General features: G+C 70.4%; 14 protein-coding genes and 3 pseudogenes. 6 read left to right on the top strand and 11 right to left on the bottom strand.

Annotated elements, in window-relative coordinates:
- The first annotated feature begins 164 nt into the window (after positions 1-164).
- Together AB0O11_RS29045 and AB0O11_RS29040 are read left to right on the top strand one after the other, a co-directional pair.
- Entirely contained in the window at positions 165-839 is a 675-nt protein-coding gene (locus AB0O11_RS29045; protein ID WP_363392726.1) for a DUF6431 domain-containing protein, read from the top strand.
- Between the two features lie 158 nt (positions 840-997).
- A complete protein-coding gene (locus AB0O11_RS29040; protein ID WP_363392723.1) occupies positions 998-1,456 on the top strand; it encodes a hypothetical protein in 459 nt (152 codons plus the stop codon).
- Positions 1,457-1,920: 464 nt separating this feature from the next.
- On the opposite strand, the gene AB0O11_RS29035 is transcribed toward AB0O11_RS29040, so the two are convergent.
- Complete coding sequence (locus AB0O11_RS29035) at positions 1,921-2,061, bottom strand: hypothetical protein (protein WP_363392721.1); 141 nt, start codon at positions 2,059-2,061, stop codon at positions 1,921-1,923.
- Between the two features lie 173 nt (positions 2,062-2,234).
- Between AB0O11_RS29035 and AB0O11_RS29030 the strand changes: the two genes are divergently transcribed.
- Positions 2,235-5,465, top strand: coding sequence for a hypothetical protein (locus tag AB0O11_RS29030; RefSeq protein WP_363392718.1), 3,231 nt, complete (start codon positions 2,235-2,237; stop codon positions 5,463-5,465).
- A 181-nt stretch (positions 5,466-5,646) separates the two neighbouring features.
- Here the strand turns inward: AB0O11_RS29030 and AB0O11_RS29025 are convergent, their stop codons facing one another.
- The gene (locus AB0O11_RS29025; RefSeq protein ID WP_363392715.1) at positions 5,647-8,628 is read right to left on the bottom strand and encodes an AAA family ATPase; all 2,982 of its coding nucleotides are present in this window, start codon (positions 8,626-8,628) and stop codon (positions 5,647-5,649) included.
- Between the two features lie 1,370 nt (positions 8,629-9,998).
- Positions 9,999-10,301: pseudogene (locus AB0O11_RS29020) on the bottom strand (NAD(P)H-dependent oxidoreductase); the annotation flags it as partial.
- Positions 10,302-10,505: 204 nt separating this feature from the next.
- Between AB0O11_RS29020 and AB0O11_RS29015 the strand changes: the two are divergent.
- Positions 10,506-12,197, top strand: a complete 1,692-nt coding sequence (locus AB0O11_RS29015) for an acetolactate synthase large subunit (protein ID WP_363392714.1) — start codon at positions 10,506-10,508, stop codon at positions 12,195-12,197.
- Between the two features lie 36 nt (positions 12,198-12,233).
- Here the strand turns inward: AB0O11_RS29015 and AB0O11_RS29010 are convergent.
- A pseudogene (locus tag AB0O11_RS29010) lies at positions 12,234-13,072 on the bottom strand (IS5 family transposase).
- A 459-nt stretch (positions 13,073-13,531) separates the two neighbouring features.
- On the bottom strand, positions 13,532-15,085 hold the full coding sequence (locus AB0O11_RS29005) for a carboxylesterase family protein (RefSeq protein WP_363392711.1): 1,554 nt from the start codon (positions 15,083-15,085) through the stop codon (positions 13,532-13,534).
- 418 nt (positions 15,086-15,503) lie between these two features.
- Between AB0O11_RS29005 and AB0O11_RS29000 the strand changes: the two genes are divergently transcribed.
- The gene (locus AB0O11_RS29000; RefSeq protein WP_363392708.1) at positions 15,504-16,085 is read left to right on the top strand and encodes a GNAT family N-acetyltransferase; all 582 of its coding nucleotides are present in this window, start codon (positions 15,504-15,506) and stop codon (positions 16,083-16,085) included.
- A gap of 13 nt (positions 16,086-16,098) precedes the next feature.
- Here AB0O11_RS29000 and AB0O11_RS28995 read toward each other — a convergent pair.
- From AB0O11_RS28995 to AB0O11_RS28970, 6 genes and pseudogenes are all read right to left on the bottom strand, one after another.
- Positions 16,099-16,383: pseudogene (locus AB0O11_RS28995) on the bottom strand (family 65 glycosyl hydrolase); the annotation flags it as partial.
- Between the two features lie 98 nt (positions 16,384-16,481).
- On the bottom strand, positions 16,482-17,726 hold the full coding sequence (locus AB0O11_RS28990; protein WP_363392705.1) for a CoA transferase: 1,245 nt from the start codon (positions 17,724-17,726) through the stop codon (positions 16,482-16,484).
- 94 nt (positions 17,727-17,820) lie between these two features.
- Positions 17,821-19,281 (bottom strand): HAD-IB family hydrolase, encoded by a 1,461-nt coding sequence (locus AB0O11_RS28985; RefSeq protein WP_363392702.1) that lies wholly within the window; start codon positions 19,279-19,281, stop codon positions 17,821-17,823.
- Positions 19,278-21,251 carry a glycerol-3-phosphate 1-O-acyltransferase gene (locus AB0O11_RS28980; protein WP_363392699.1) on the bottom strand — a complete coding sequence of 658 codons (1,974 nt, stop codon included), beginning with the start codon at positions 21,249-21,251 and terminating at the stop codon, positions 19,278-19,280. Before AB0O11_RS28980 ends, AB0O11_RS28985 begins: the two co-directional genes overlap by 4 nt.
- Positions 21,233-22,723, bottom strand: coding sequence for a wax ester/triacylglycerol synthase domain-containing protein (locus tag AB0O11_RS28975; protein ID WP_363392696.1), 1,491 nt, complete (start codon positions 22,721-22,723; stop codon positions 21,233-21,235). Before AB0O11_RS28975 ends, AB0O11_RS28980 begins: the two co-directional genes overlap by 19 nt.
- A gap of 1 nt (position 22,724) precedes the next feature.
- Positions 22,725-23,729, bottom strand: coding sequence for an NAD(P)H-dependent glycerol-3-phosphate dehydrogenase (locus AB0O11_RS28970; protein ID WP_363392693.1), 1,005 nt, complete (start codon positions 23,727-23,729; stop codon positions 22,725-22,727).
- 218 nt (positions 23,730-23,947) lie between these two features.
- Between AB0O11_RS28970 and AB0O11_RS28965 the strand changes: the two genes are divergently transcribed.
- Positions 23,948-26,317 (top strand): phosphoketolase family protein, encoded by a 2,370-nt coding sequence (locus tag AB0O11_RS28965; RefSeq protein WP_363392829.1) that lies wholly within the window; start codon positions 23,948-23,950, stop codon positions 26,315-26,317.
- Positions 26,318-26,350 lie beyond the last annotated feature (33 nt).

The following is a 26,350-nucleotide window of genomic DNA, read 5'->3' as shown; positions in this document are numbered from 1 at the left end:
GCCGGCCGCCGAGCGGTGCTCGGGGTGCCGATCCCGCGACTTCCGCAGCCGATGTTGTGCGGTGGCCCGTCAGTGCGGCAGCCTGCAACACCAGTTCCCCCTTCCCACGGTCGACGTTGCCGGGGACGCTGACCGGATGAAGCAGGTGAGTAGGAGTGATCTGGGTGCTGGATCTGGCGGCGGCCAGGCTCGCGCTCTGCGCGCGCCTGCTGCGCTGCCCCGACTGCGGCGAGCGCCTGCGTCCGTGGGGCCGGGCCAGGCCCCGGCGGATCCGGGAGGGCGACGAGGCGGTGGAGCTGACGCCCGACCGGGCCCGGTGCACCGGCTGCGCGGCTACTCACGTGCTGCTGCCGGCCACCGTGGTGCCCCGGAGCGGCTACGGCGCCCGGACAGTGGCGGCGGCCCTGCTCGCCGCCGCGGACGGGGCCGGGCACCGAACCATCGCCGCCGAACTGGCGGTCCCCGCCGGGACCGTCAGGGACTGGTGCCGCCGTGCCCGCCGCGGCGCTGACGCGATCTCCGCGCGCGCCGCCCGGACCGCCCAGCTGCTGGGTGCCGCCCTGCGCCCGCTCGACGGGTGGACGGTGCCACCGCTGGCCGAAGCACTGGCCACGGTGGCCGCCGCGGCCTCGGCCCTGGCCGACGCGCTGGAAGCCGCCGCACGACCACGGCCCTTCCCGGCCGCCAGCGGCGTCGACTACCTACACGAACTCGCCACCGCGCACCTCCACGACCTGGCCCACCGCCTCCGGCTGGCCCTCGTGGGCACCGTCGGCGCCACCGCACTGCAGCTGCTGACCGTCGTCACCGACGGACTCCTGCCCGCCCCGGCACGCTGACCCCCGCCACCCCGCGCTCTGGCACACCCTGAACGGGCAGAACCAGGCCCTCCGCGCCTCCACCCTCCACCGCGCTGCGGCACGATGAGCATCCCAGTGACACGATGAAGATCAAACCCACCCCGCATGCCCGAAATGCCCGGCCTTTCATGCTCATCGTGAGTGGCAAGCTCATGCTCATCTTGGGCGGCACTCAACACCTGACGGCCGAGCTCGCGACCGCGGCCGAGGCCGACCGGACGTGCCTCCAGCACGAGGCGGTGCGCCACCAGCTCTTGGCGGCCCTCTTCAGGGCGGGCCACAAGCCGCAGGACTCGTCGATCGTCGACGTCGTCCGGCCCGGAGAGCGGGGTCCGATCATCTGTGAGGTCCTTCCGGCCGGCCACACCTCGTACCACGCCGTGCGGGCCGGCGCCGTCCGCGTGCGGGAGATCGGACAAGTGACGGGCGGGACTCCCGAGCGGCTCCACGTCGTCCTCACCTCGCCGCCCGACGAGCCGTGGATCCCCGACCTCGTCGAGCAGGTCCTCGACGTCTCCGTCGTCTGGCCCTCCGCCACCGGCTGGCAGGGCCCGGGAAGCTCATCCGCGACCGGCACCGAGCGACTGAGCAACTGAGCGACTGGCACGAGTGCCCGACGGCGGGGTTCCGCCATCGGGCACTCGTCCTCCTCAGGTGATCCGTTCGCGACCCCTACCGGCGGCGGAGCCGCCTCGTGCGCTTGTCCGGGGGCACCGGGTTGCGCGAGGCGGGGACACACGTTCATGTGTCCGCTACAGCAACAGGGGCGCTTGGCGCACGAGGTGTTGCTGTTGAATTGCCGGGCCCAGGGCGCGCGCCGTCGGTCCTGTAGGTCACGAGGTTGCCGTCGTTCTGGACCGGAGCACCGCGCCGGCATTGCCGTCGGTGTCGGTGTGCCCCACAGCCTGGCCCACTTCTCGTCGTACAGCTACAGTCCAGACCCACGTCTCTCCCGGATCCTGACCATACCGAGCCTCGGCGACCGGTTCGAGCAGTCCTCCAGACGATGCGGCCCGCCCCGCGAGTAGTGCGGGGCGGGCCGTGCGCTGTCAGCGGTGAATCACGACAGCGCGTCGAGCAGGGCCTGGATGGCCTCGCTCAGAACGACCTTGACGACGATGCGAAGAAGTGCCGTCAAGAGTCCCCGCCGACCCATCGCGCGGATGGGCTTGCCGACGGTCGGGAGGTAGTGGCGCTTCATGGGAAATCCCCCTTTCGGACCGCCCGGCACCACGCCGAGCGACTGAGGAGGACATCACCTGTTCGGGGAGGGGTTCGGCGAGGCGCCGTCGGCGGAGATTCGGTCATCTCCCCAGGCCAGCAGGGGAATCAGATAGTGTTCGGCCAGGGTTCGGTCCGAACGGGGGAAGACGCATGGGAGCCCACGAGGAGAACGGGCGGTCACTGGCCGAGGAACTCCGCGAGCTGATGGAAGCGTCAGGCTGCTCCTACACCCAGATCATCAGGTTCGGCGATCGTGTGGAACCGCGGGTGAGGTTCACGAAGCCATCACTGAACGCCTGGTTCACCGGCAAGGCGATCCCGTCCCGCAAGGAGGACTTCGCCGTCCTGGTCAACTACTTGGAACTCCGGGCCGCACGCGAGGATCCGGGGCGCCGCCGTAGAAGCCCGGGCGAGTGGGAGAAAGTTCGCGAGAAGGCCGCAGCCGAGCGACGGGCCGGCACCGGGCGCAGCGCGTCCCCGGCAGCCGTCCGGACCGCGGGCCGACGGGCGACCAGCACCCGACCCAAGGCAACCCGGATGCCTGACCATGTTCCGGTACTTCAGGTCCCGCTGGCAGAGCTGGAGATCCACCACGCCGCCCTGCCCGGTCGCGCCGTTCGGACCGATGACCGCCCGACCCCGTACCTGGAGCGTCCCTTCGACGAGGAACTCCGGGCTGTGATGACGGCCGTGCTGGCCGGCGGGCCTTCCGCCTTCGCGATGCTGGTCGGGGAGTCGTCCACAGGGAAAACGCGCGCGTTGTACGAAGCGCTCGTCGCGCTGGCCCCCGATCGCCCCCTGCTGAGGCCCGTCGACGGCGAGGACCTGCTGGACCTCATCGAGAACGACAGCGTGCCACCCGGTGCGGTGCTGTGGCTCAACGAGTCACAGCGCTTCTTCGGCAACGCCCACGGCGAGAGGGCCGCCGCGGGCCTGCACAGACTCCTGCGGGGACGGTCCGGCCTCCTGGCCGTCGGCACGCTCTGGAAGGACCCCTACTGGAAGCAGCTCACCGCACGCGGGATCCCCGGAGATCCGCACAGCCACGCGCGAGCACTGCTGATCGGGCCGCTGTCTTCCCCCGTGTCCCTGCCCGCCGAGCTCTCCGAAGCCGAGCGCCGCGAATGGCTCGGTCTCGGACAGCGCCGACGGGACCGGCGGCTGCTGCACGCTCTGGAGGCCGGCCGCGCGGACGGCAGGGTGATCCAGCACCTCAGCGGCGGCCCCGAGCTACTCGCTGCGTTCAGTGCCGGGCCCGGGGGGACGTTCGATCACTTCGAATGGGAGCTGATCTCCGCAGCACTCACGGCTCGCCGACTCGGACACCGGACCCCGCTCCCTTCGGAGTTGCTGACCGACGCAGCCGACGGCAGGCTTACCTCGCGCCAGCGGAACATCGACCCGGACCAGGCCCTCGAGGCGGTGAGCAGCAGCGGTGCGTACAGCGCGTTGCCCGCACTGGTGCCGGTCCGTGCCAGTGTGCGCTCCGGCCCGCGGTACGAGCCGGCCGACTACCTCGACCAGCACACCCGCAAGCAGCGGGTTCTCGGGACTGCCGTGCTGTGGGAGGCGCTCGCAGCCCACACCACGGATGCGGACGACCTGGCCCAACTGGCCAAGTCGGCCCATGAGCGGGAATTCCACAAGCACGCCGTCCTCTTGGGCAGGAAGGCTGTCCTCGCCGGGAGTCACCATGCCCCGGCCGAGCTGGTCGCCCGCATCGCCGGCCTCCTCGACCCCCTGCAGGAGGGCGCCTGCTGGGTCGCTGCCCACGCGAGTCTCACCGATCCGTGGGCCGTCGCCTACTTGGTGAGAACCCTGCGCAAGTCCGGTGCCCACCGCGCCGTCGACGTCCTCAGAGACCGGACCCATCCGGTACCGACCGGCGAGCGGTCCGAGGTGGTCGTGCAGCAACTGAACGTCCTGCACGACATCGGGGCGACGCGGTCCTTGGAGCTCACCGCCGCACAGGCCATCGCCGGAATCGACGTGACGGATGCCGACGCCGTCGCGGCCCTTCTCCTGGCTTTGAACACGGCCGGCCTGCGGGAGATGAGCGACGCGCTGCTGAGTCGCGCCCCGGTCGAACAGGCGACGGTCGAACCTCTAGCCCCCGCGGTGAGCCTGTTGACGGCACTCGCGCGCATCGGTGAAGAGCACCACTTCACAAACCTCGCGCGACGCATCGCCGTAGAAGCGCGTCTGACCGATGCCCGCGCTGGCGCCTCACTGCTGACCGCGCTGCGTGCCGCCGGTCCGAACGGCGCCCAAGCGCTCGCCCACCTGCTCGAACGGGGACCCGCTGAGCTGGTTGATTTTGATGACCCGACCGACGTAGCCGAACTGCTGCACGCACTCTACGACCTCGACGAACACCGGGCCACCCGGGTCCTGGCACAACGTGCCGCCGACACTGTGGACGTCACCGACCCCGCCGACGTCGCGGCCCTGCTGACGGCGCTCCACGAGACCCTGGCCCACCCGGCCGTGGGGACCCTGCTGCGCCGTGACCCGGCCGGCTCGGTCGGGCTCGACATGCCTCACCTCGTCCACGACCTACTGAAGGCGTTCACCGCCACCGGCGAGTCCTCGTCCTTCATCCGGCTGGCCCGCAGGGCAGCCGTCGAGGGAGACCTGACCCAGGCCAACTGGACGGCTGCGCTGCTGAAGTCACTGCGCGAAGCGGGCGCCGACGACGTCATCTCCGAGCTGCTGAACCGTCGGCCGGCCGAGCAGGCGGACCTGAGCGACCAGAAGCTCCTGTTCGGTGGATGGTCGGGGCTCGTCGACTTGGTCACCGAGCTCCATGCGGTAGGCGATGCTGCGGGTGTTCGCGCCTTGACCCGGCGGCTTGCGGACGAAGCCGACCTGGACGATCCGGTCCACGTTTCCATGCGGCTGGAGCGGCTATACGAATCGGGGGTCCCCCGCGCGGCCGAGGCACTGGCCCTGCGCATCGCCGCCGACACCGACGTGACTGCGTCTCCTGATTTCACCGGCTTGCTGCTATCCGCTCTGCACGAGGCCGAGGCTGGCGAAGCGGCCGAACTGCTGGTGCGCCGCGGGCCGGCCGGCAAGGCCGACATCACCAGCCCCGGCATCTTCCGCCTGCTCGAAGCACTGCACCAGGCCGGCGCCCATGGCGCCGTCCAGGAACTCCTGGCACGCGACCCCGCCGAACACGTGGACCTGTTCCATCCCAAGTACGTTGCCGAAGCCGTGACAACGTTGCAGGACCTCGGCGCCGGCCAGGCCGCTCGAAGGCTCGCCGACCGGGCCGCCCAGATGGGACTCGCCCTCCCGAACGGGCATCACGTCGCCCACGGATATGACATCGACGGCCGGCCAGCCGCCGCGTGGACTTGGCGCGACCTCGACTGACGTCGTCAGCCGGTCCTGTTCCTGTAACCGATCGGACGCGCACCAGGCCCGCTGCCTCATGCGCTCTGTGCACAACGCCACCCCACGACAGTGCACGACCAGCTCCCCAGCCCATTCCGCCATCGCCACGGCAGGCAGCCCGGCCCCGCCACTCGCGTGGCGGGGCCAGAACCCGAGAGCTTCATGAACCTTCCAGGGCGCCGATGTCCTGCGGGCGGAAGAGGCGGAGGTCGTCGACGGTCGTCTCCAGGCCCGTGCGTTCGCAGTCGCGGAGGCGGCGAGCCTGGGCGGTCTGAACGGCCGCGAGGAGTTTGCGGACCTCGCGGGCGTTGCCGAGGGCGAAGTCGGGGGCGTGGGTGGTGAGGTGCGAGCGCACGGCGGTGAGGGTGTCGGCGGGGAGGGTGTAGCCGGCGGGTTCGGCCATCCGGACCAGGATCTCGACGAGTTCGTCAAGGCCATAGGCGGGGAACTCGACGGTGGCAGAGAAGCGGGAAGCGAGGCCGGGGTTGGCGGCGAGGAATGACTGCATCTCGTCGGTGTAGCCGGCCACGATGACGACGACCTCATCGCGGTGGTCCTCCATCAGCTTCACCAGGGTGTCGATCGCCTCCTGCCCGTAGTCGGGCCCCGAGCCGGCCGGACGGACCAGGGCGTAGGCCTCGTCGATGAACAGCACACCGCCGCGGGCCCGTTCGAAGGCCTCAGTGGTCAGGGCCGCGGTCTGCCCGGTGAACGCGCCTACCAGGCCCCCGCGGGAGACCTCGACGACCTGCCCACGGGCGAGGACGCCCAAGGCCGCGAGCAGCGAGCCGTACAGCCGGGCGACGGTGGTCTTGCCCGTCCCGGGTGGGCCGGAGAAGACCAGGTGACTGGGCAGCGGGTCGGCTGGCAGGCCAGCCGCGCGGCGGCGCCGGGCCATCACGATCAGGTCCATCAGGTCCCGGATCTGCTGCTTGATGCTCTCCAGGCCCACCATGGCGGAGAGCTGGCCCAGGATGGCGTCCAGCTGGTCGGTGTCCCTGGCCTCGCCGAAGCGTGTGCCCAGTCCGCGGTCGACCACGCCGTTCAGGTCCTCGGGCAGGAGCTGCACCAGTTCCTCGGGCGAGGGGTCGTCGTGGTCGGCCAGCCGCAGTGCCTGCTGCTGGACGGTGGCCTCGAAGATGCGCCGGGCCTCGCGCCCGTTGCCGAACGTCGCGGTGCGCCGGGACAGCTGGAAGTGGGCCTTCAGGGCGTCGCGGGTGCCGTCGGCAAGGACGAAGGTGAACTGCGCGGTAAGCCCCTCGACGATGGCGACGAGTTCGTCCGGGGTGTAGTCCTCGAACTCGATGGTGCGGGAGACCCGGGACTGGAGGCCGGGGTTGGTGGAGAGGAACTCGCGCATCTCGGCCGAGTAGCCGGCGAACACGACGACGACCTCGTCCCGGTGGTCCTCCATCAGCTTCACAAGGGTGTCGATCGCCTCCTGGCCGAAGTCCGTGCCCACGCCGAAGCGGCGGGAGAGGGCGTAGGCCTCGTCGATGAACAGCACGCCCCCGCGGGCGTTGTGGAAGACGGCGGTGGTCTTCTGGGTCGTCTCGCCGAGCACCTTCCCGACCAGGTCAGCGCGGGAGACCTCGGTGACGTGGCCGTCGGCGACCACGCCGAGGGCCGCCAGCAGCTGCCCGTACACCCGGGCAACGGTGGTCTTGCCGGTGCCCGCGGAGCCGGAGAACACCATGTGCCGCCCGATCGACGGCCCTTGGGCCACCCCAGCGCGGCGGCGCTGCTCGGCCACCCGCAGGAACTTGACAAGCTTGCCGATCTCCTCCTTGACCTCGCGCAGGCCGATCATGGCGTCCAGCTCGGCGAGCAGCGCGTCCAGGGACGCGTTCGGGGCGGCGGTCGGCGCCGCACTGCCGGTCGGCCGCTCGGTGGGCGGGACGGACGGGCGGGGCGGTGCCGACGGCGGGGCGGGGGTGGTGGCGGGAGCCGTGGTGGAGTCCGACGCCGGCTGGAAGTCCCGCAGGTCGCCCTTCTGGTTGCCCGTCGACACCAGTGCCTCGATGTCGGCGTCGGCGCCCCGGAACACGATGAGCCCGGGGCCCTCGGTCCTGGTGACCGTGACGTTGCGCAGCCGGGCGGGCCCGCCGGGCATGAGCACCAGGCCGGCGTCGGCGTTGCGGGTCAGCTCGACCCCGGTCATGGTGAGCGCGCCGTCGTCGCCGAAGCCGACGCCGACCTTGTTCCGCTCGATCCGGCCGCCGGTCACCTCGGTCCGGCTGCCGCCTCCGCCGGCCGCGATCCCGAGGTCCGTCGACCCCTCGATGACGCAGCTGGTGAGCGTGGCCGCGGCACCGTCGTCCACGACCGCTCCGTGGCGGCGGGCGTCCTGCACGGTGACCCTGTCGGCGGTCAGGACACCGCGGGTGGTGCACCAGACGCCGTCCATCGCGGCCGTGGTGATCCGCAGCCCCTCCACGGTGGCGTGGGCGTCGTCCCGGACCACGAGTCCGCACAGCTTGGAGCCGGAGATGGAGCCGCCGCGGATCGCGGCCCTGGCGTGGGCGTCGACCATGATCCCGGCCTGGTCCGTGCCGTCGATCTCGCACTGCTCGATCAGCGGGTTGGCCCGTGTGGTGACCCAGATCCCGTGCTCCCGGGCACCGTTGACACGGCAGTTACGCACGCTCACCCGGGCGCCGTCACGCAGCGCGATACCGCACGCCCCGGCGCCGATCACCTCGGTGCCCTCGATCACGCCGGCTGCGTCCAGGTAGGCGATGCCGGCGTCGCGGGCGGTGCTCCCGCGCAGGAACAGCTCCGCACCGCTGCGGGCCGACACGCTGGTGGCCGACCGGCTCATGAACTCGCAATCCTCCACCACCGCGGTGCCGCCGACGACGCTCAGTGCCAGCCCGTCGGGGTGCCAGTTGCGCAGGACCAGGCGCTGGAGCGTCGTGCGGCCCTCGATCTGGAGGTTGTGCTCGTCGGAGCAGTCGATCACGACGGACCCGCGCGGGCCGAGCGCGGTGACGACCGCCGTCCCCCAGAACCGGTACGCCTCGGTCCGGTAGTGACCGGGCGTGATCGCGATGTTGACCGCCCCGGCCGGGGCTGCCTGCAGCGCATCGCTCAGCGTCCGATATGCCCTCGGCTCCGTCTGCGACACCAGCAGATTGAACATCCACACCCCATTGCCCCGACCCACGATGATCCGAGACGTGATCGTATGCCAGGGCCCCGACTCCACCGACCCTGCGGTGTCGGTCGGCGGATCAGGACGGCGTGGGGGATGGGAGTTTGAAGGCAGGACGTCGGCCGGCTGCATGCCTGCGCCGGAGACCTCCAGAGAGCGCAGGGAGACTGCCCGGCACCGTCAGGGAACCCATCGCGCATCGGCTCTGGCCGGCCAGGCCGCCACCGTCGCACAAGTGGTGTCCTCGCTGCACGCGATCGCCACGACGCGTCCATCGGGCAGGCGGGTGCTGACGAGGGCGCTGACCGCAGCCGGACTCGGCTGTGCCATGGCGCGGACGTTCATGCTCGTGCCGAGGCGCCGCCCGGTGCGCAGGTCCCGGACGCGGATGGTTCCGTCCGGGTGTTCGCCGACAGCTCAGGGGCGATCGCCTTCGCCCGCACCCGCTTCCAAACGTGTTTACCAGCCCGGGCGGGGCCGACGGACCCGACCGGCGCCGGGCCGTTCAGCCGACTGACGCGGACCGATGCCCGTCTCGGTCAGACCGAGTCCCGCCGCCCGCGAGCACCCGGATGGCGGGTCGATGACGACGTCCGGACGATCGCGTTCCGCACATACGGCAATTCGTCGGGGTGATATCGCAATCGCACCAACTGCCACGCGGCTTCATGCGACAGACCGTCGCGGAATACGGAAGCGAGCCGCCGTGCCCGCCAACTGCTGACAGGAGCGAGGAGCCATCGGACCGTAGCAACCTTCTTCTTCCGCAGCGTCGGCTGGTGGCAGCACGGGCAGACAGCTGGACCGGTTTGCCCCACGGGCACTTGGGGTCGAGCTTGGTGACCACCACGACCGTCAGGACCGCCGACAGGCCGGTCCCGACGAAGCCGACCACCTGCCACACTCCCTTGCCGGACTCCCGCTGGTCGATCATCTGGTCGTAGTCGACGGTGCCCCCGCCGCCGTGGTTGGACCAGATCCGGCACTCGTCGTTCCGGGTAGTCGTCACGCCGCCGCAGTCCGGCGCACCGGTCGGGTCGGCCTTGCCGACGACCAGTGCCCGGAGCCCTGCATACCGCCTATCGCTCAGAAGAATCCTCGTTCCGCCCCACTACATGATCAACCCCGAGGGACTTCCGGAGCCGAGCACATAGCAGGTACGTGCTGCGGCAAACGGCTACGAGCCGTCCGGGTCGACGAGCAGGCTCGGCCCTGGCCAGCCCGGTTGGTGCGGCCGGATACCCGGGGTACTGTCCAACCCACCCGGAGTGCGCGGCACCGTCGCCCGTCGCCGATGCGCGGGGCGTCCGCCGAAGACCTGGACCAAGCTCGCGCTCATGACATGTATCGCCGAATCAGATGGGTCCTGCCAGGACGAGGATGTCGGCCGCCAGGACCTGCTGGTAGAGGTCCGGCCAGGCGTCCGTCTCCCAGCCGTGCTCCGTCATGTCGGGCCACACCCCGGTGGCGATGTCGTGGTCCACGGCCCGTACGACATCGACGTGCACTCCCTGTGCGTCCAGGATGGTGGTGCTCCGGTCGATCAGCCCCTGCGTGTTGCTCGTCTGTGGCGAGCGTTTCAGAGTGCAGTTGATCACCAGGGCGCGCAGATCGTCGTATCGGGCCGGCGGTGCGTCGGTAGCGGGCGACGAAGCGGTCACACAGTCCTCCCAGAACCCTCTGCGCAGCACGATGCCCGGCGGCGCACGTCCCTATCCGGCTCCAGCGTGCGGGCAGCCCACGGCCACCGCCATCCCGACGCCGCCGAACGGCCCCGGCACGCTTGAGGCATCGGTATCCGCCCGGCCACTTCGGTCGGCGGCTGACGAGTGGCCGGGGCAGGCGGGCGTGCCTACGTTCGTCTCATGGGTACCGAAGGCGCGAGCGAGTCGCGGGACACGGCAGCAGCGGAGGACGTCGCGCATCTGTTGGTGCGGTGTCTGCGGGCCGAGGGCGTGGAGTACGTCTTCGGGATTCCCGGCGAGGAGAACATCCGCTTCGTCGACGCGCTGAACGGCTCCGGGATCCGGTACGTCCTGGTGCGCCATGAGCAGGCCGCCTCGTTCATGGCGGAGATCTACGGACGGTTGACCGGCCGGGCCGGCGTGTGCTCGGCCACGCTGGGACCTGGTGCGATCAATCTACTGCTCGGCACGGCGGACGCCATGACCAACAGCGCGCCGATGGTGGCCCTGGCCGCGCAGGGGTCGCTGCGCCGGATCCACAAGGAGTCGCACCAGGTCATCGACCTGGTGTCGATGTTCGCCCCGGTCACCCAGTGGGCAGCCCGCATCGAGTGTCCGGACGCGGTGCCGGAGATGACACGCAAGGCGTTCAAGACCGCGCAGAGCGAGCGCCCCGGTGCCGTGTTCCTGGCGGTGCCGGAGGACATCGAGGCCGAACGTCCCGCAAAGCCCCTCGCACCCCTGCAGATCGACGCGGTGCGCGCCGACGCGCCCTCGCCCACCCAGATCGCGCGGGCGGCCGAGGTGCTCGCCACGGCTCGGCACCCCGTCGTGCTGGCAGGCCACGGCGCCGCCAGAGCCCGGGCCTCGGCCGCCCTGGAGCGGTTCGCCGAGCGGCTGAACGTCCCGGTCGCGACCACGTTCCACGGCAAGGGCGTCTTCCCCGACGACCATCCGAACGCCCTCGGTGCGGTCGGCTTCATGCGCCACGACTACGGCAACTTCGGGTTCGACACCGCCGACGTGCTGGTCTGTGTGGGTTATGAGATCCAGGAGTTCGACCCCGTCAAGATCAACCCGCACGGCGACAAGCGAATCGTTCACGTGCACCGTTTCCCCGCCGAGGTCGACGCCCACTACCCGGTCGCCGTGGGCGTCGAAGGAGACCCCTCGCAGGCACTGGACGCACTCGTGGCGGCACTGCCCGAAGGACTCACCTACGACTCCGCAAGCAGCGCCAAGATCCGCACGCTGCTCGACGAAGAGCTCCAGTACGGACGCGACAACGACGCGTTCCCCCTGGTGCCGCAGCGCGTGGTGCACGATGTCCGCACCGCCCTGGACCGCCATGACATCGTCCTCGCCGACACCGGGGCCGGGAAGATGTGGATGTCCCGCCTCTACCCGACCTACGAACCGGACACCTGCCTGGTCTCCAACGGCCTGTCCACCATGGGTTTCGCGCTGCCGGGCGCCATCGCCGCCAAGCTCGCACAGCCGGACCGACGAGTCCTGGCGATGATGGGCGACGGCTCGTTCCTGATGAACTCCCAGGAACTGGAAACCGCCGTCCGCCAACGCGTTCCACTGGTCGTCCTTGTCCTGGTGGACGAGGAATACGGCCTGATCACCTGGAAGATGGAACTCGAACTCGGCCGCCACAGCCACACCCGGTTCGCCAACCCCGACCTGGTCGCCTACGCCGAGAGCTTCGGCGCGCGCGGCTACGCCATCAAGGCCGCCGGCCAACTGCTACCCGCGTTGCGCCGCGCCCTCGACGACGACACGGTCTCCGTGATCGCCTGCCCCGTCGACTACTCCGAGAACCTGCGCCTGACCGACAGACTGGGCAGCCTCCACGGTCCGTTCTGAGAGGGCGTCTGGCGTAAGCGGATTGCCCTTTATGCCCTAGTAAGTTCCTCGCCAGGTTGGTCTGGTCTCGTCCGTTATGCGTTTGGTGAGGTTGTCGATTGAGACGGTGTGGATCATGGCTTCGGAGCTGCTCGGCAGGGTCTCGTAGTCGCGGGCCAGCCGGCGGCGCAACATGAGCCATCCCAGACTTCGTTCGACTACCCAGCGCCTTTTCACGACGCGGAAGCCGCGGACGTCGGATTTTCTGGCGACGACTTCGACATCGAATCCGAGGCCGGCCCCGTGCTCGATCAAGGCGTTCTTGAAGCCGGTGTCGACCCAGCTCTTGGAGATGCTCGGGTAAGTCTTCTTGGCCTGGTTGAGGAGGTGGATTCCTACGGCATTCTCGGACAGGCTCGCCGCGGTGACGGCCACGGCGAGGACCAGACCGATGGTGTCGGTGAGGATGCCGCGCTTGCGGCCGACGATCTTCTTTGCCGCGCCTGTCCCCTGGCTGCTCAGGGGCACGCCGGTCGAGGTCTTCACGCTCTGGGTGTCGATTACGGACGCGGTCCGCTCGGGCTTGCGCCCTCCTTCACGCGGGCCAGGCCGGTCAGGTCATAGTTGAGTTCCGCGAGGACTCCCTCGTCGCGCCAGGCCGCGTAGTAGGCGTAGACGGTGGAGTGGCTCGGGAAGTCGTGCGGGAGGTACTTCCAGGGGATTCCCGTGCGGTTGACGTAGAGGATCGCGTTGAAAACGTCGCGCAGTTCGACCTGGGCCGATTTCCCAGTGGGCCGACGGTCGAGCCGGGCCTTTCTCCAGGCCGTCAGTTTCGGCTCGACCAGGGCCCATCGAGCGTCGGGCAGGTCGCTGGGGTATGGCTTCCGCTGGCTCACGGCACCAGCGCCGGCACGGATGCGACGGAGGATCCCGTTCCGCAGCCTGTTGGGCGGTTCTATGACTTCTTCAAACCAGACGGATTTCAGGGCCCAGAAGCGGATGAGATGGACAGCCCAGCCGGCAATTGAAGGCGGAGCAATCTTCTCCTATCGGCTGCAGTGTCACGAAAGTGGACAGGGATGAAAGCCGCGCATAGGAATATGACTACCAAAACACCCACCGAGAGGGCGGTATGTGACGTGATGCCCGGTTTGGTCTTTCGGTTGGGCTGAGCAGGCTGGTTGCGGGCCTCGCCGGAGGGCTACGGCCGCGGCAGGGTGAACAGCCACTGCTCGGTCTCGGCCAGGTCTCCCCGCTCGGCGAGCCGCTTGAGCTTCGGGCGGACGTTGTTGATGTCGCTGGGCGCTACCTCGCACTTTCCGCGCTTGCCGTCACCAGCTTGGATCTTGTGGCCGCTAGCCGGACATGGAAGCCCCCTGTGATCGATGCCCGGTCGTCGCCGTCCGCCCGGGGCGCTCCAGGTCGAACCCGACGCCCCGCCACAGGGCGCGAAAGTCGGACGTGTTGTCGTTGCCCAGGTGGTCGCCGGGGACGGACCAGGACCTCACCGGGGTGTTGTCGGCGGTGACCGCAGGCCAGCCGGGGTCACCGGTGGCCGCGAAGTCGACCCAGGAGCGGAGCATGCGGTGAGACAGGGCGCGGTCGTGGTCGTCGGGGGCACCGCCGATGAGGAAGTCGGCGCCGACGGCGTCCAGGTTGCCGAAGGCGAACGGGATGTCCGCGGTGTGCCAGGGCCTGACCCCTTCGCGCCTGCGGGCGAAACGAGCCAGGTACGCCCGGCCGCCGGCGCTCGCATGGTGCTCGGCGAGGCGGGTGGTGTACTCGCCGAACTCCGCGTCGCCGAACATCGCGAGGTAGCGGTCGAACACCGGGGCGTCCGGCATCGACGCGCGGTAACCGTCCACCAGGCGGGCCGGAAGATGCAGGGCCTCGGCGAAGTCCGCCAGCTCCGCCTCGGTGGTGACCTCCCGTACGGCTCCCACCGCGTGAAAGAACCAGTACTCCTCCAGCGTGTGGCACACCAGCAGCTCCACCTCCCGCGCTGTCCCCGCGGCGAGCGCAGGAAGGGGGTCCACGGGCAGCACTTCGCCGTCGACGACGGGCTGGAAGATCACCGGGTCGAAGGCATGGATCGCCGCCACCGGGTCGGTCCCGCAGCGCGCGGCCACCTTGTCGGAGGCGGCCACCAGCCCTTCGGGCGGCACGGAAAGTAGTCCTTCCGCGGTCGGGGCAACCCCCGCCTCGGCCGCGATCCGCTCGGTGACCGCCGCCGCGAGCTCCACCGCGTAGAAAGCACTGGGCACGCTGTGGGCAATGGCCCGCCGGAACAGCCCCCCTGTCTGCTCCATGACCATCAGGCAGGCGACCGAGCCTGCTCCTGCGGAGTGTCCGGCGACGGTGACGTTCCCGGGGTCACCTCCGAAGGCCGCGATGTTGTCCTGGACCCAGCGCAGCGCGGCGGCCTGGTCCAGCAGTCCGCGGTTGTCGGGCAAGCCGGGCACATGGCCGAAGCCCTCGAAGCCCACCCGGTAGTTGCAGCTGACCACGACCAGTCCGGCGCGGGCCAGGGCTGTCCCGTCGAAGTCGGGCTGGGCGGAGGAGCCGAAGGTGTAAGCGCCGCCGTGGATCCAGAAGAACACCGGCAGCGTGCCGCCGTCCGCACGCTCGGGCGCCCACACGTTGACGGAGAGGATGTCCTCGTCCCCGGGACGCCACACCGGCGCCCCGGGCAGCTCCGCGGACTGCGGAGCGATGGGGCCGAAGGCCGTGCAGTCCCGGATCCCGCCCCAGGCCGGCACCGGTTGCGGCTCCCGGAACCGGAGGGCACCGAAAGGCGCGGCCGCGTACGGGATGCCGAGCACGGCGGTGACGCCGTCGGACCCCTTGCCCCGTACACGGCCGCTCGTCGTCTCGAAGACCGTTTCAACACCGCACGATTGCTCATTCATCGCGCGTCAGTCTCACCCACTACCGGGCGCCCACGCGAGTGGGTTTGGATCCGCCCGAGTGCGGCTTCCGCCCAATTTCAGGGCGATGCGTCTTGATCCCCCGCTGTGCAGCAAACTTCCGAATCGTTCGTGAGCGTCAGCATCGGGACGCCAGTTGTATGCCGAGAGACGAGCGTCGCAGCGATTGGAGGGCGGTACCTGGCAGGGTCATTGCGTGATCGAGAAGTGTCCGCCGCCCTCTGAGCAGGCAGAACGTCGAAGCCTCGCTGGAGTGTCAGCCCGAGGTCGTGAAATTACGGTTGCGCAGCTGGTGGCAAGGGGCTTAGAACGGCGTTGTCACCCAGGACGAGTCGTTGGGGGGCTCCACGGCCCGGTCACGGGCCGGCGGGGCGTCCCCTGGAGGAGAGACACCGGATTGATGACCGCGCCCTTGCTGCCCTTGCTGCCCTTCGGCACCGAACGGCTCCTTCTGCGTCCGTTCACGCCGGACGACCTCGATGACCTGTACGCGTACCAGAGCCTCCCCGAAGTCGCTCGCTACCTCTACCGGCCGCCGCTCACCCGTGAGCAGTGCGCGCAGAGCGTGACGCGGCGCGCGGCCGGCACGGCCTGGGCCGAGGACGGCGACGACCTCGTGTTCGCCGTCTGCCCGGTCGGCGAGGCGAAGGTCGTCGGCGAGGTCGTCCTGAAGCTCGCGAGCGCGCGGGCTCGCCAGGCCGAGATCGGCTGGACCTTCAACCCGGCGTACGGCGGCCGGGGTTACGCGACCGAGGCGGCACGTGCGACCGCGGCACTGGCCTTCGCCGAGCTGGGCGTCCACCGGCTCTTCGCCCGACTCGACGTACTCAACACCGGGTCGGTGCGCGTGTGCGAGCGCCTCGGCATGCGCCGGGAGGCGCACCTCGTCGAGAACGACCTCGACGACGGACGCTGGGGCAGCGAGTACGTCTACGCGACGCTCGCCCGGGAGTGGAAGGCCGTTCGGGCCCAACAAGCCTGAGGGTGAGCCGGGCGACCATGAGGCGGATGACCTTGCCGTCCGTGACGTTGATGACCGTCTGACCGGACTCCGGATATCCGTAGCCGGCCTCCGCGTACGGCAGCGGGCGCAGTTCGTGGAAGCCGTTGAGGTAGCAGCCGGGAAGGCCGTGCGGCTCGCCCTCGTCGAGGTTGCCTCGCCAGCCGAGGTTTCCGTTGGACAGGGCGAACAGCGATTCGCTCTGTGCCAGGACGTCCCAGTGGAGACTGGCCTCGCGCAGTCGCCAGGGCTCGACCGTGTAAGCGGAATGGGTGATCAATGTGGGTCCTTCCGATCGGGTCGACCCGCCTGGAAGGTTCCGCGCCGGGTCGATGGTGGCGATCGCCTGCGGCTCGGCGCGGGTGTCCGGCGGGTCCCTCAGGGGCCGGCCGCTTGCGAGCGGGACGGCGGGATCGCTCCCGCGCCACGCAGCTCGTCGATTCCGGCAGTGTCGAAGCCGAGTTCGCGCAGCACGGACTCGGTGTGCTCCCCCAGCTCCGGGGCCGGACGTGGGCTGACCTTCTGCTCCTGGTCCAGCCGCACGGGGCTGTCGATGGTCAGGTGCGGCCGGCCGCTGCCGTCGTCGATCGGCAGGAGTATCCGGTTGGTCAGCAGCTGGGGGTCCGCAGCGCATTCTTCGAGTGTCTGGGCGACGCCGTAGGTGATGTCGGCGGCGTCGAACAGCTCGCGCCACTCGGCGAGGGGACGGGCAGCGAATGCCCTGTCCAGCAGAGCGGTGATCTCGGCGGCGTGGGCACGACGGCTCGGGGTGGTGGCGTAGTGGGGGTTCTCCGCTGCCTCGGGGTGTCCGATGGCCTTGAGGAACAGCGGAACCTGCTTGTCCTCGTTGACGAAGGCCAGCAGCAGCCAGCGGTCGTCCGCGGTGCGGTAGGCGTTCGTGAGGGCGTTGGGTGGGTCGAGCCGGTCGATCGGGCGGGGGTTCGGGGCGCCGAGTAGTACCGCCTGCAGCCAGACGCCTGCGGCCCAGGCGCCTTCGGCGATCAGCGAGGCGGTGACGCGTGCGCCTTCGCCGGTCTTCTCGCGCCTGTACAGCGCCGTCATGATCCCGGCGTACAGGCTGATGGCCGTCGCGTGGTCGCCCGAGCCGGCCACGTTGATGGCCGGTGGCGTGTCACGCTGCCGGGTGACGTCCATCAGGCCGGTGCGCGCCCAGTACGCGGTTGCGTCGAAGCCGGGCAGATGGGCGGCCGGACCGGTTTCGCCGAAGCCCGTGACGTCCGCGTAGACCAGGCGCGGGTTGAGGGGGGCGAGGTCCGTGTACTCCAGGCCCAGCCTGGCTCGCGTCGGTGGGGGGAAGTTCGTCACGAGCACGTCCGCCCACCGCACGAGCCGCTCGGTGACGGCCCGTGCCTCGGGGCACTTGAGGTCCAGCTCGATGCTGCGCTTGTTGCGGTTGGTCAACTGCCAGGCGTAGTTGACGTCTTCGACCTCCGGGTTCGGGGGCACACGGCTGAACGCCCGGTACGTGTCCCCGGTGAGTGGTGGTTCGACCTTGACCACGTCGGCACCGAAGTCGGCGAGCACGGTGGCCGCGGCGGGGCCGGCGATGAAGCTTGCGATGTCGACGACGTGCACTCCCTGGAGGAGAGGCGGGTTCTCCATGAGTGGTCCCTCCGTTCCGTTCTCCCGCGGTCCGGAACGCGAACTGCCAGGGCCTTCCTCGCCCTGTCGTGCGGCCTCGCGGCGCACGGAGCGCTCACCTGGGGGCGTCCGCGTGGGAGATGTCTCCTGGCCAGTCGGCCAGTGTGTCGAGGAAGCGCCGGCGCACGTCCGTGACGTGCTCGCCGAGGTTGTCCGGGGTCCATCCCGTTGTCGGGACGGGCTGCAGTACCGCGACGTCCACGGTGCCCGGGTGCAGCCAGAGCGAGTTGCGCCACATGAGTTCGCCGGTGTTGCGGATGACGATCGGCACGATCGGCACGCCCGCTTGCAGGGCGATGTGGAATCCGCCCTTCTTGAAGGTGCCGAGCGTCGGGGTGGGAGAGCGGGTGCCTTCGGGAGCGATGGCGATGGAGATGCCGTCGCGGAGCTTGCCGACCGCCGGCTGCAGGGCTTTCTTCGCCTGCTGGGTGTGCGCCCGGTCGATGTAGACGACGTCGATGAGTGCGCCGATGGGGGCGAAGCGCGGGTCGTGGGCCAGCTCCTTCTTCGCCACGCCGGTGCAGTCGCGGCGCAGGAGGTCCCCGATCACCAGCATGTCGAGGCTGCTCTGATGGTTGAACATGAACACGGCCGGGCGCTGGGCCCACAGGTTGTCCTCACCGATGACGTCGAGTGTGATGCCGCCGAGGGCCAGGGCGAGGCCGCAGCCCGCTCCGGTGGCGACGTTCGCACCGGCCTGCCGGTCGCCGTTGAGCAGTCCGACGGCGATTCCCAGCGTCGCCGAGGTGCTCAGGGCGGCCACTGCCGCGCCGGTGCGCAGAGCCGAGGAGAGCGTGATGCCGCGGCGGGGCGGTTGGAGCCGGGCGATGGGCCAGCCGCGCATGTGCGCCATGTCGGCGAGTGCCGGCTCCGGGTTCAGGGGCCGTGGGTGGCCGACCGCTGTGAGCATCGGGACGTCCTCGGTGCCGTTGCTGTAGGCGAAGCTGTCCGAGAGGTGGATGCCCTGCTGCTGGGCGTGGTCGGTGACGGCGCGTGCCTTGCGGGGGCCCCAGAGGACGTCGCCGTCCACCTCGCCGGTGAGCGTCCCGGCCCGCACCCGCGGGCGCGTGCAGAGCACGGCGTCGAAGCCCATGTCGGCGGCGACGGGGCCGGCCTGGAACGGTGTCGCGGAGGTCGCCATGACGACGCGGTGCCCGGCCCTGCGGTGTGCCTGGACCAGCCGGCGCGCCTGCGGGTAGATCCGGCCGGCGATGTCCTGTCTGAACAGCCGCTCGCCGAGTTCGCTGAGCTCGTCCTCCGTGCGTCCGGCCAACGCTTCGAAAGCGACGCCGACGAGCTTGTCGAGGGGAGCCTGGCGGAACCGCATGTCCAGTGCGGCCAGTGCCAGGCGGCTGAACCGGCCCGGGGCCATACCGCCGTGGCGCATCCGGTCGCGGTAGACGGTCTCCGCCGTGTAGCCCTCGACGATCGTTCCGTCGAGGTCGAAGAAGGCCGCGCTCGACCGTCCCGGTGGCGCGTCGGCGATGGACGCGAGGAGTTCGGCCACGCTGGTCACGGTCGCTCCCCGGCGGCCGGCGGCGGTGCGGGCGGCGCGCCGATGTCTCTCAGCGCCAGCACGCGGGACCGGTCCAGCCGCCCGACGAGCGTCCGCAGCTCGCGGGCGAGAGCGGCCCGCCGGTCCGCGACCCCGGCATCGCCGGGATCGGTCAGTCCGCGGTGGCGGGCGAGTTGCAGCCCCGTGGCGAACAGCTCGACGGACAGCGATTCGCTGCTGCTGATGCGCTGCTGCATCAGCAGCTGGCGTCCGACGTCGAGGCATTCGTCGAGGAACGGCTTGTCCTCGATCGGCTCGTGCCCGGGGCGGGCGGCGAGCCGGTCGGCGACGACGAGGTACGCCTCCACGTAGGAGGCCAGAACCCGGTGGGCCAGGTGCGGCCTGGCCCGCTCCAGCAGCTCTCCGGCGGCCTCCGGTGAGCCCAGGAGTTCGGTCCACCGCTCGTCGAGGAGGGTGAGTTCGGACCGGATCTCCTGACGGAAGGTCCGCTTGTCGCTGAAGAAGAACTCGAACTTCAGCAGCTCCCGCAGCCGCAGGGCCTCTTGCCGGCCGTCCGCGACGGGGTCCTGGTAGTGCTCCTCGGCCGCGGCCTGGAGAACCAGTTCGGCCAGCGCCCGGTTGACCAGGTAATGGATGATGTTGTTCCGGTAGAAGGCTGCGGCCAGGACCTGGTTCTCGGCGACCTGGTACACCGGTTCCGTCCCCTGGGCGTAGCAGGTGATCACGCCGCCGGCGATCAGCACCTCCAGCACGCGTCCGATGCCGCCGGTGCCCTTCAGGGACGGTTCGGCGGCGGTGGGCAGGTTGCGGCGCCCGACGTAGCCGAGCAGCGGGTCGAGCAGGGCTTGGATGTCGGCGACCGTCAGGGCTCGGCCTCCGGCGCCCAGCAGGCACAGCGTGACCAGTCCCGTCGCCGTGATCGGGGTGACGGAGTTGATGCGGTGCATGACCTCGGTTCCGAGCCTCTGGACGGCGTGGCGCCGCTGTTGAAGAGGCAGAATCGCCCAGTCGCTCCCCAGCTCGCCCGCGAGCGACAACGGCTTGCCGAAGGCCAGGTGCACCTGACCACGCCGGCTGCCCTGCGCCCGGACGTAGCCCACGATCCACGGCAGGTTCTCGGGCTCCTTCGCTGCGCCGCGCGCCTCCGCCTCCAGAGCACCGACCTCGTACAGCTGGTCGTAGGTGATGGAGACCGGGATGATGCACACGTCGTCCACGCCGCCGTCACAGAACGCTTCGGCGAGGTAGGTCAGCAGACCGTAGCGGGGAGGGCCCAGCTTCCCGGTGCGGCTGCGACCGCCTTCGACGTACCACTCGAGGTTGAACCCCTTGCGCAGCACGTAGCCCAGATACTGGCGCAGCACCCACTTGTAGATCTCGTCCCCCGCAAGAGTCCGGCGGATGAACACGTACCCGCTGCGCCGTTCCAGCGGGCCCAGCGGCCAGAAGGAGAGGTTGATGCCGGCCAGGACGTGGTTCGGCGGGAAGCCGTTGCGCAGGAGCGCCGGGCGCAGCACCAGCGGGTCGAGGTAGGAACGGTGGGCGGGGAGGAACACCAGCGGGTGGCGCCGGCCGAGGCGCCGCACCTCGTCCAGCCGCGCGCGGGTGATGTCGATCCGGTAGGCGCGCGCGAGGTAGGCGCCGAGCCGTCCCCAGACGTCGACGGCGAGCCTGTTCTGGCCGGCTGCCATCTCCCGTAGGTACGTGCGGGCGCGTCGGGCGACGTCGTGTGGCGGCAGTTGCAGCCTGTCGGCCAGTTCCCTGATGCCGCACCGGTACCGGGTGCTTGCGGTGATCTCCTCGCACACCAGGAGCGGGATCTCGTCCTGCTCGCTGTTCACAGGATGCCTCGCGAGGTCCTGCGCCTGTGTCGTGCGCCTGTGCAGGAGGCCGGGGACCGTTTGGGGCCTGAGTGCGGCCAGGCGGTCTTCCAGCTTTCCGAGGTCGATGATCACAGGGCCTTCTCCCATGCTTTCCGCCAGGCGGCCAGGCTTCGGGGGGTGCTCTCGCCACCGAGGTGGAGGACCTCGTCGAGGCCGGCCTGCATGCACCGCAGGAACAGCTCGGGCTCGGTGACCGCGGCCGGGTCCGCGTTGATCCCGATGCAGCACGTACCGCAGTGGGACGCCAGGACGACCATGAGCGCGCACCCGGGGAGCGGCCCGAAGGGGAACATGCGCTCGATACGGGCGCCGGCGAGGTAGACCGGCACGGGTATTCCCCGGAAGTTGCTGGCTTGCAGGTCGAGGCGGGTGGACTGGCCGGCGTACCAGGTGGTGAGCAGCGGTGCCGGGATCCGGCTCAGTGCCGGTGCGAGCAGTCGGAGGGCATCGAGCGCGGGTTCGTCGCGCACGCCCAGGACGATCCCGTGGACCGCTGCGATCCGTTCGGCCGGGTCCGCGATACCGACCGGGGCCGCGAAACGGGCTCCGGTGAAACGGTTGCCGCCCATCGGGTTGCCCCCGGCTCGTATGCTCAACGGCATCGCCATCGGCAGCTGGTCGATGGGGCAGTCCAGCGCCTCGTGGTAGCGGCGAAGGCCGCCGAGAAGCGCCGCGATGTAGGCGTCGTTGAGGGAACCGCCGCCGGCCTTGCCCGCCCGTTTGAGGGCGTCCACCGTGGTCTCCAGCACCGAGAACCGGTAGGACAGGCTCCGGCCGCGCAACAGCGGCGAAGGCCGGCACGCGGGCGGGGCCAGCATGCGGTTCAGCGAGCGCAGGTATCGCAGCCCCGCTGCCGCGTGGGTGGGGCGGGTGACGAGGGGGGCCAGTGTCCGGGGCGCGTGCAGCACGGTGGCCGCCAGCCGGGCGGGTGCGGCGCGCACACCTCCGGCCACCTGCTCGCTCAGCGCACGCCACGGTCCGATCGGCTCACCCGCGGGGGGCTCGCTCTGCCACTTGTGCGCGATGTGCCTACGCCGACGACTGTGCAGCAGGGCCAGCATCTGCATGCCGCCGAGCCCGTCGGTGAGGCTGTGGTGCGTCTTCAGCAGGTAGACGGCCGGGCCGCCGTCCGGACCTTCGATCAGCAGCGCCTGCCACGGCGGTCGAGCCGGGTCGAAGGGCTCGCTGACGACCGTCTGGCACACCCGCAGAGCCTGTTCGAACGTCGAGGGTGACGGCAGGTGCTGCCGTCGTACGTGGAAGCTCAGGTCGAAGTTCGGGTCCACGGCCCACAGGGGGTTGCCCAGGTGCAGCGGCGTGTCCACGACGCGCATCCGGGTCCGCGGCAGGAGCCGGCTGGCCCACTCGTGCGCGGCCAGGAACCGGTCCCGGCCGGGAGTGCGGTCGAGGACTTCCAGCACGGCCACCGGGGACCGCAGCCGAGGATCGGCCTCCAGGCGCCACAGCATCGCCTCGAAGTCCGTCATCGTCCGCTCGACGCCCCACTCGACCGGCAGGCCCGTCTCCACCGCACTGGCCGGCACATCGTTGACGCTCATGTCAGCCGGCCTCCTCCTCCGTCGCAGGTGTGACGCGCAGCAGCCCGCGAAAGGCTTCTCCGGGGGCCCTTCCCCCGTTCACCACGGCATTGATCTCCCGGATGACGGGGGTGTCCACACCGAACGTCGCCGCGAGCTCGTACGCCGCCCGCGAGGCCCGAACGCCCTCCGTCACCATGCGCGATCCCTCAGTCACCTCCCTGACCTTCTTGCCCTGCGCGAGCTGGAACCCCAGGGCACGGTTGCGGCTGAGCGGGCTGATGCTGGTCGCGATGGCGTCACCGAGGCCGGTCAGGCCGGCGAACGTGGCCGGATTTCCGCCCATCGCGACCCCCAGGCGGGTCATCTCGGCAACCCCTCGGCTGATCACCAGAGCCCGTGTGTTGTCCCCGGTTCCCAGGCCGTCCGCCATCCCGGCAGCGATCGCCACGACGTTCTTGACGGCTCCACCGACCTCGACACCTGTCACGTCGTGGCCCGTGTACACGCGAAAGTGGCTGGTCCGCATCAGGCCCTGCAGGTACCGGGCGACAGCGGGATCGGGCATCGCGATGACAGCCGCGGCAGCCAGTCCGGCAAGGACCTCCTGCGCCAGGGTCGGCCCGGACAGGACGCCCGCGGGATGGCCGCAGAGCTCCTCCGCGACCACCTCGCTCATCCGCTTGTTGGTGCCTTCCTCGAAGCCCTTCGAGAGGCTCACCACCGGAACCCAGGGACGGACGTGCGGCGCCAGCTCCGCCAGGACCTGCCGGAAGGCGTGCGTCGGCACGGCCATGACGACCACGTCCGCGTGCTCGGCGGCCGCGGGTAGCGACGCCGTCGCCCGCAGCTCCGGATGCAACGGCCGGCCCGCCAGATAGTGCGGATTCTCGTGCGTGACACTGATCCGCTCAGCCAGTGCCGACTCGCGCGCCCACAGCAGGACCGGGGCGTTGCGGGCGACAAGTGACGCGATCGTCGTCCCCCAGGAACCAGCGCCGACGACCGTCATCCGCGGCGTGCGCATATCGCCAGGCTAAGTGGGCGACAGGGGCGGCTCAACCGGAGCCCGGGACGACCGCCCGAGGCTGCCGAGCAACGACGCGCGGACCAGCACAACCGACCGTTCGCCCCACGTGCGCCTCACCTGTGCGGGTGAAAGACTGGAACTCCCCGTACAAGGTCGAACGGCAGTCATCACCTCTGGGCGGGAGGTTCCACGTGCGCCCCGAACCCGACAGCGGTATGTCCCCGTCCGGGCTTCCGAGTGAGCAGGAGCTCGCCGAAGTCGATGCCCAGTGGCGTGCCGCGAACTACCTCGCGGTGGGACAGATCTACCTGATGTCCAATCCGCTGCTGCGCGAGCCGCTGCGTCCCGAACACGTCAAACCCCGGCTGCTCGGTCACTGGGGCACCTCGCCGGGGCTGAACCTCGTCTACACCCACCTCAACCGGGTGATCAAGGCCCGCGACCTGAACGCCATCTGCATCTGGGGCCCCGGCCACGGCGGCCCGGCCGTGCTCGCCGGCTCCTGGCTGGACGGCAGCTACACCCGGACCTACCCGGACATCACCCGCGACGAGGCCGGCATGGCGAAGCTGTTCCGCCAGTTCTCCTTTCCCGGCGGCGTACCCAGCCACGTTGCCCCCGAGACCCCCGGCTCGATCCACGAAGGCGGGGAGTTGGGCTACTCCCTCTCCCACGCCTACGGCGCCGCACTGGACAACCCCGGGCTGCTGGTCGCCTGCGTGATCGGCGACGGCGAGGCGGAGACCGGACCGCTGGCCGCCTCCTGGCACTCCAACAAGTTCCTCGACCCCGTCACCGACGGCGCCGTGCTGCCGATCCTGCAACTGAACGGCTACAAGATCGCCAACCCCGCCGTGCTCGCCCGCATCCCCCAGGCGGAACTCGACGAGCTGCTGCAGGGCTACGGCCACGAACCGATCCACGTCACCGGTGACGACCCCCGCGCGGTCCATCAGGACATGGCCGCCGCCATGGACAGGGCTCTCACCACGATCGCCGCCATCCAGCGCGCCGCCCGCACGGAAGGCCTCACCGCACGGCCGCGCTGGCCGGTGATCGTACTGCGAACCCCGAAGGGCTGGACGGGCCCGCACGAGGTGGACGGCGTGCCGGTGGAGGGAACGTGGCGCGCCCACCAAGTCCCGCTGGCGGAAGTGCGCGACAACCCCGAGCACTTGCGACTGCTGGACTCGTGGCTGCGCTCCTACGGCATCGAGGAGCTGTTCGACGAACACGGCCGCCCTCGGGAGCAGGTGCTCGCCTGCCTGCCCCGGGGCGAGCGCCGCCTCGGCGCCAACCCGCATGCCAACGGCGGACTGCTCACGCGCGACCTGCCGATACCGCCGCTGGAGGAGTACGCCGTCGACCTCGACAAGCCCGGCACCGGCCTGCACGAACCGACCCGTGTCCTCGGCGGTCTGCTGGAACGGGTCATGGCCGACACCGCCGAGCGCCGCGACTTTCGGCTCGTCGGCCCGGACGAGACCGCCTCCAACCGTCTGCAGGCCGTGTACGGGGCCACGGGAAAGGCCTGGCAGGCCGAGCTTCTCCCCACCGACGAGCACCTGGCACGCGACGGGCGGGTGATGGAGATCCTCTCCGAACACACCTGCCAGGGCTGGCTGGAGGGCTACCTGCTGACCGGCCGCCACGGCCTGTTCTCCTGCTACGAGGCCTTCGTCCACATCGTCGACTCCATGGTCAACCAGCACATCAAGTGGCTGCGCACCACCCGCCACCTGCCCTGGCGCGCCCCTGTCCCCTCCCTGAACTACCTGCTCACCTCGCACGTCTGGCGCCAGGACCACAACGGCTTCTCGCACCAGGACCCCGGCTTCGTCGACCACGTCCTCAACAAGAGCCCCGAGGCGGTGCGGGTCTACATGCCGCCGGACACCAACACCCTGCTGGCCACCGCCGAGCACGTGCTGCGCAGCCGCGACTACGTCAACGTCGTGGTCGCCGGCAAGCAGCCCTGCTTCGACTGGCTCACACTGGACGAGGCCAGGGCGCACTGCGCACGCGGCGCGGGAATCTGGGAGTGGGCCGGCACCGAGGACGGCACCCGGGAGCCGGACGTCGTGCTGGCCTGCGCCGGCGACGTGCCCACCCAGGAAACCCTGGCCGCCGCCGACCTGCTCCGACGCCATCTGCCCGACCTGACGGTACGGGTGGTCAACGTCGTCGACATCGCCCGCCTCCTGCCCGCCGAAGAGCACCCGCACGGCATGCCCGACCGCGAGTACGACGCCCTGTTCACCCGCGACAAGCCCGTCATCTTCGCCTACCACGGCTACCCCTGGCTGATCCACCGCCTCGCCTACCGGCGCGCCGACCACCCCCACCTGCACGTGCGCGGCTACAAGGAGGAAGGCACCACCACCACACCCTTCGACATGGTCGTCCGCAACGACCTCGACCGCTACCGCCTCGTCATGGACGTCATCGACCGCGTTCCCGGCCTCGCCGTACGCGCCGCGGCCGTCCGCCAGCAGATGACCGACGCGCGCACCCGCCACCACTCCTGGATCCGCGAACACGGCGTCGACCTGCCCGAGGTCGCCCAATGGACATGGCCGCACTGACCGTTCGCATCCGGCCCCCGCGACCCGGTCAGG

This window comes from Kitasatospora sp. NPDC093102, assembly GCF_040683915.1.
GTDB lineage: Bacteria > Actinomycetota > Actinomycetes > Streptomycetales > Streptomycetaceae > Kitasatospora.
Note: the sequence above shows the minus strand (reverse complement) of the source record. Positions and strands in the feature narration are given on the sequence as shown.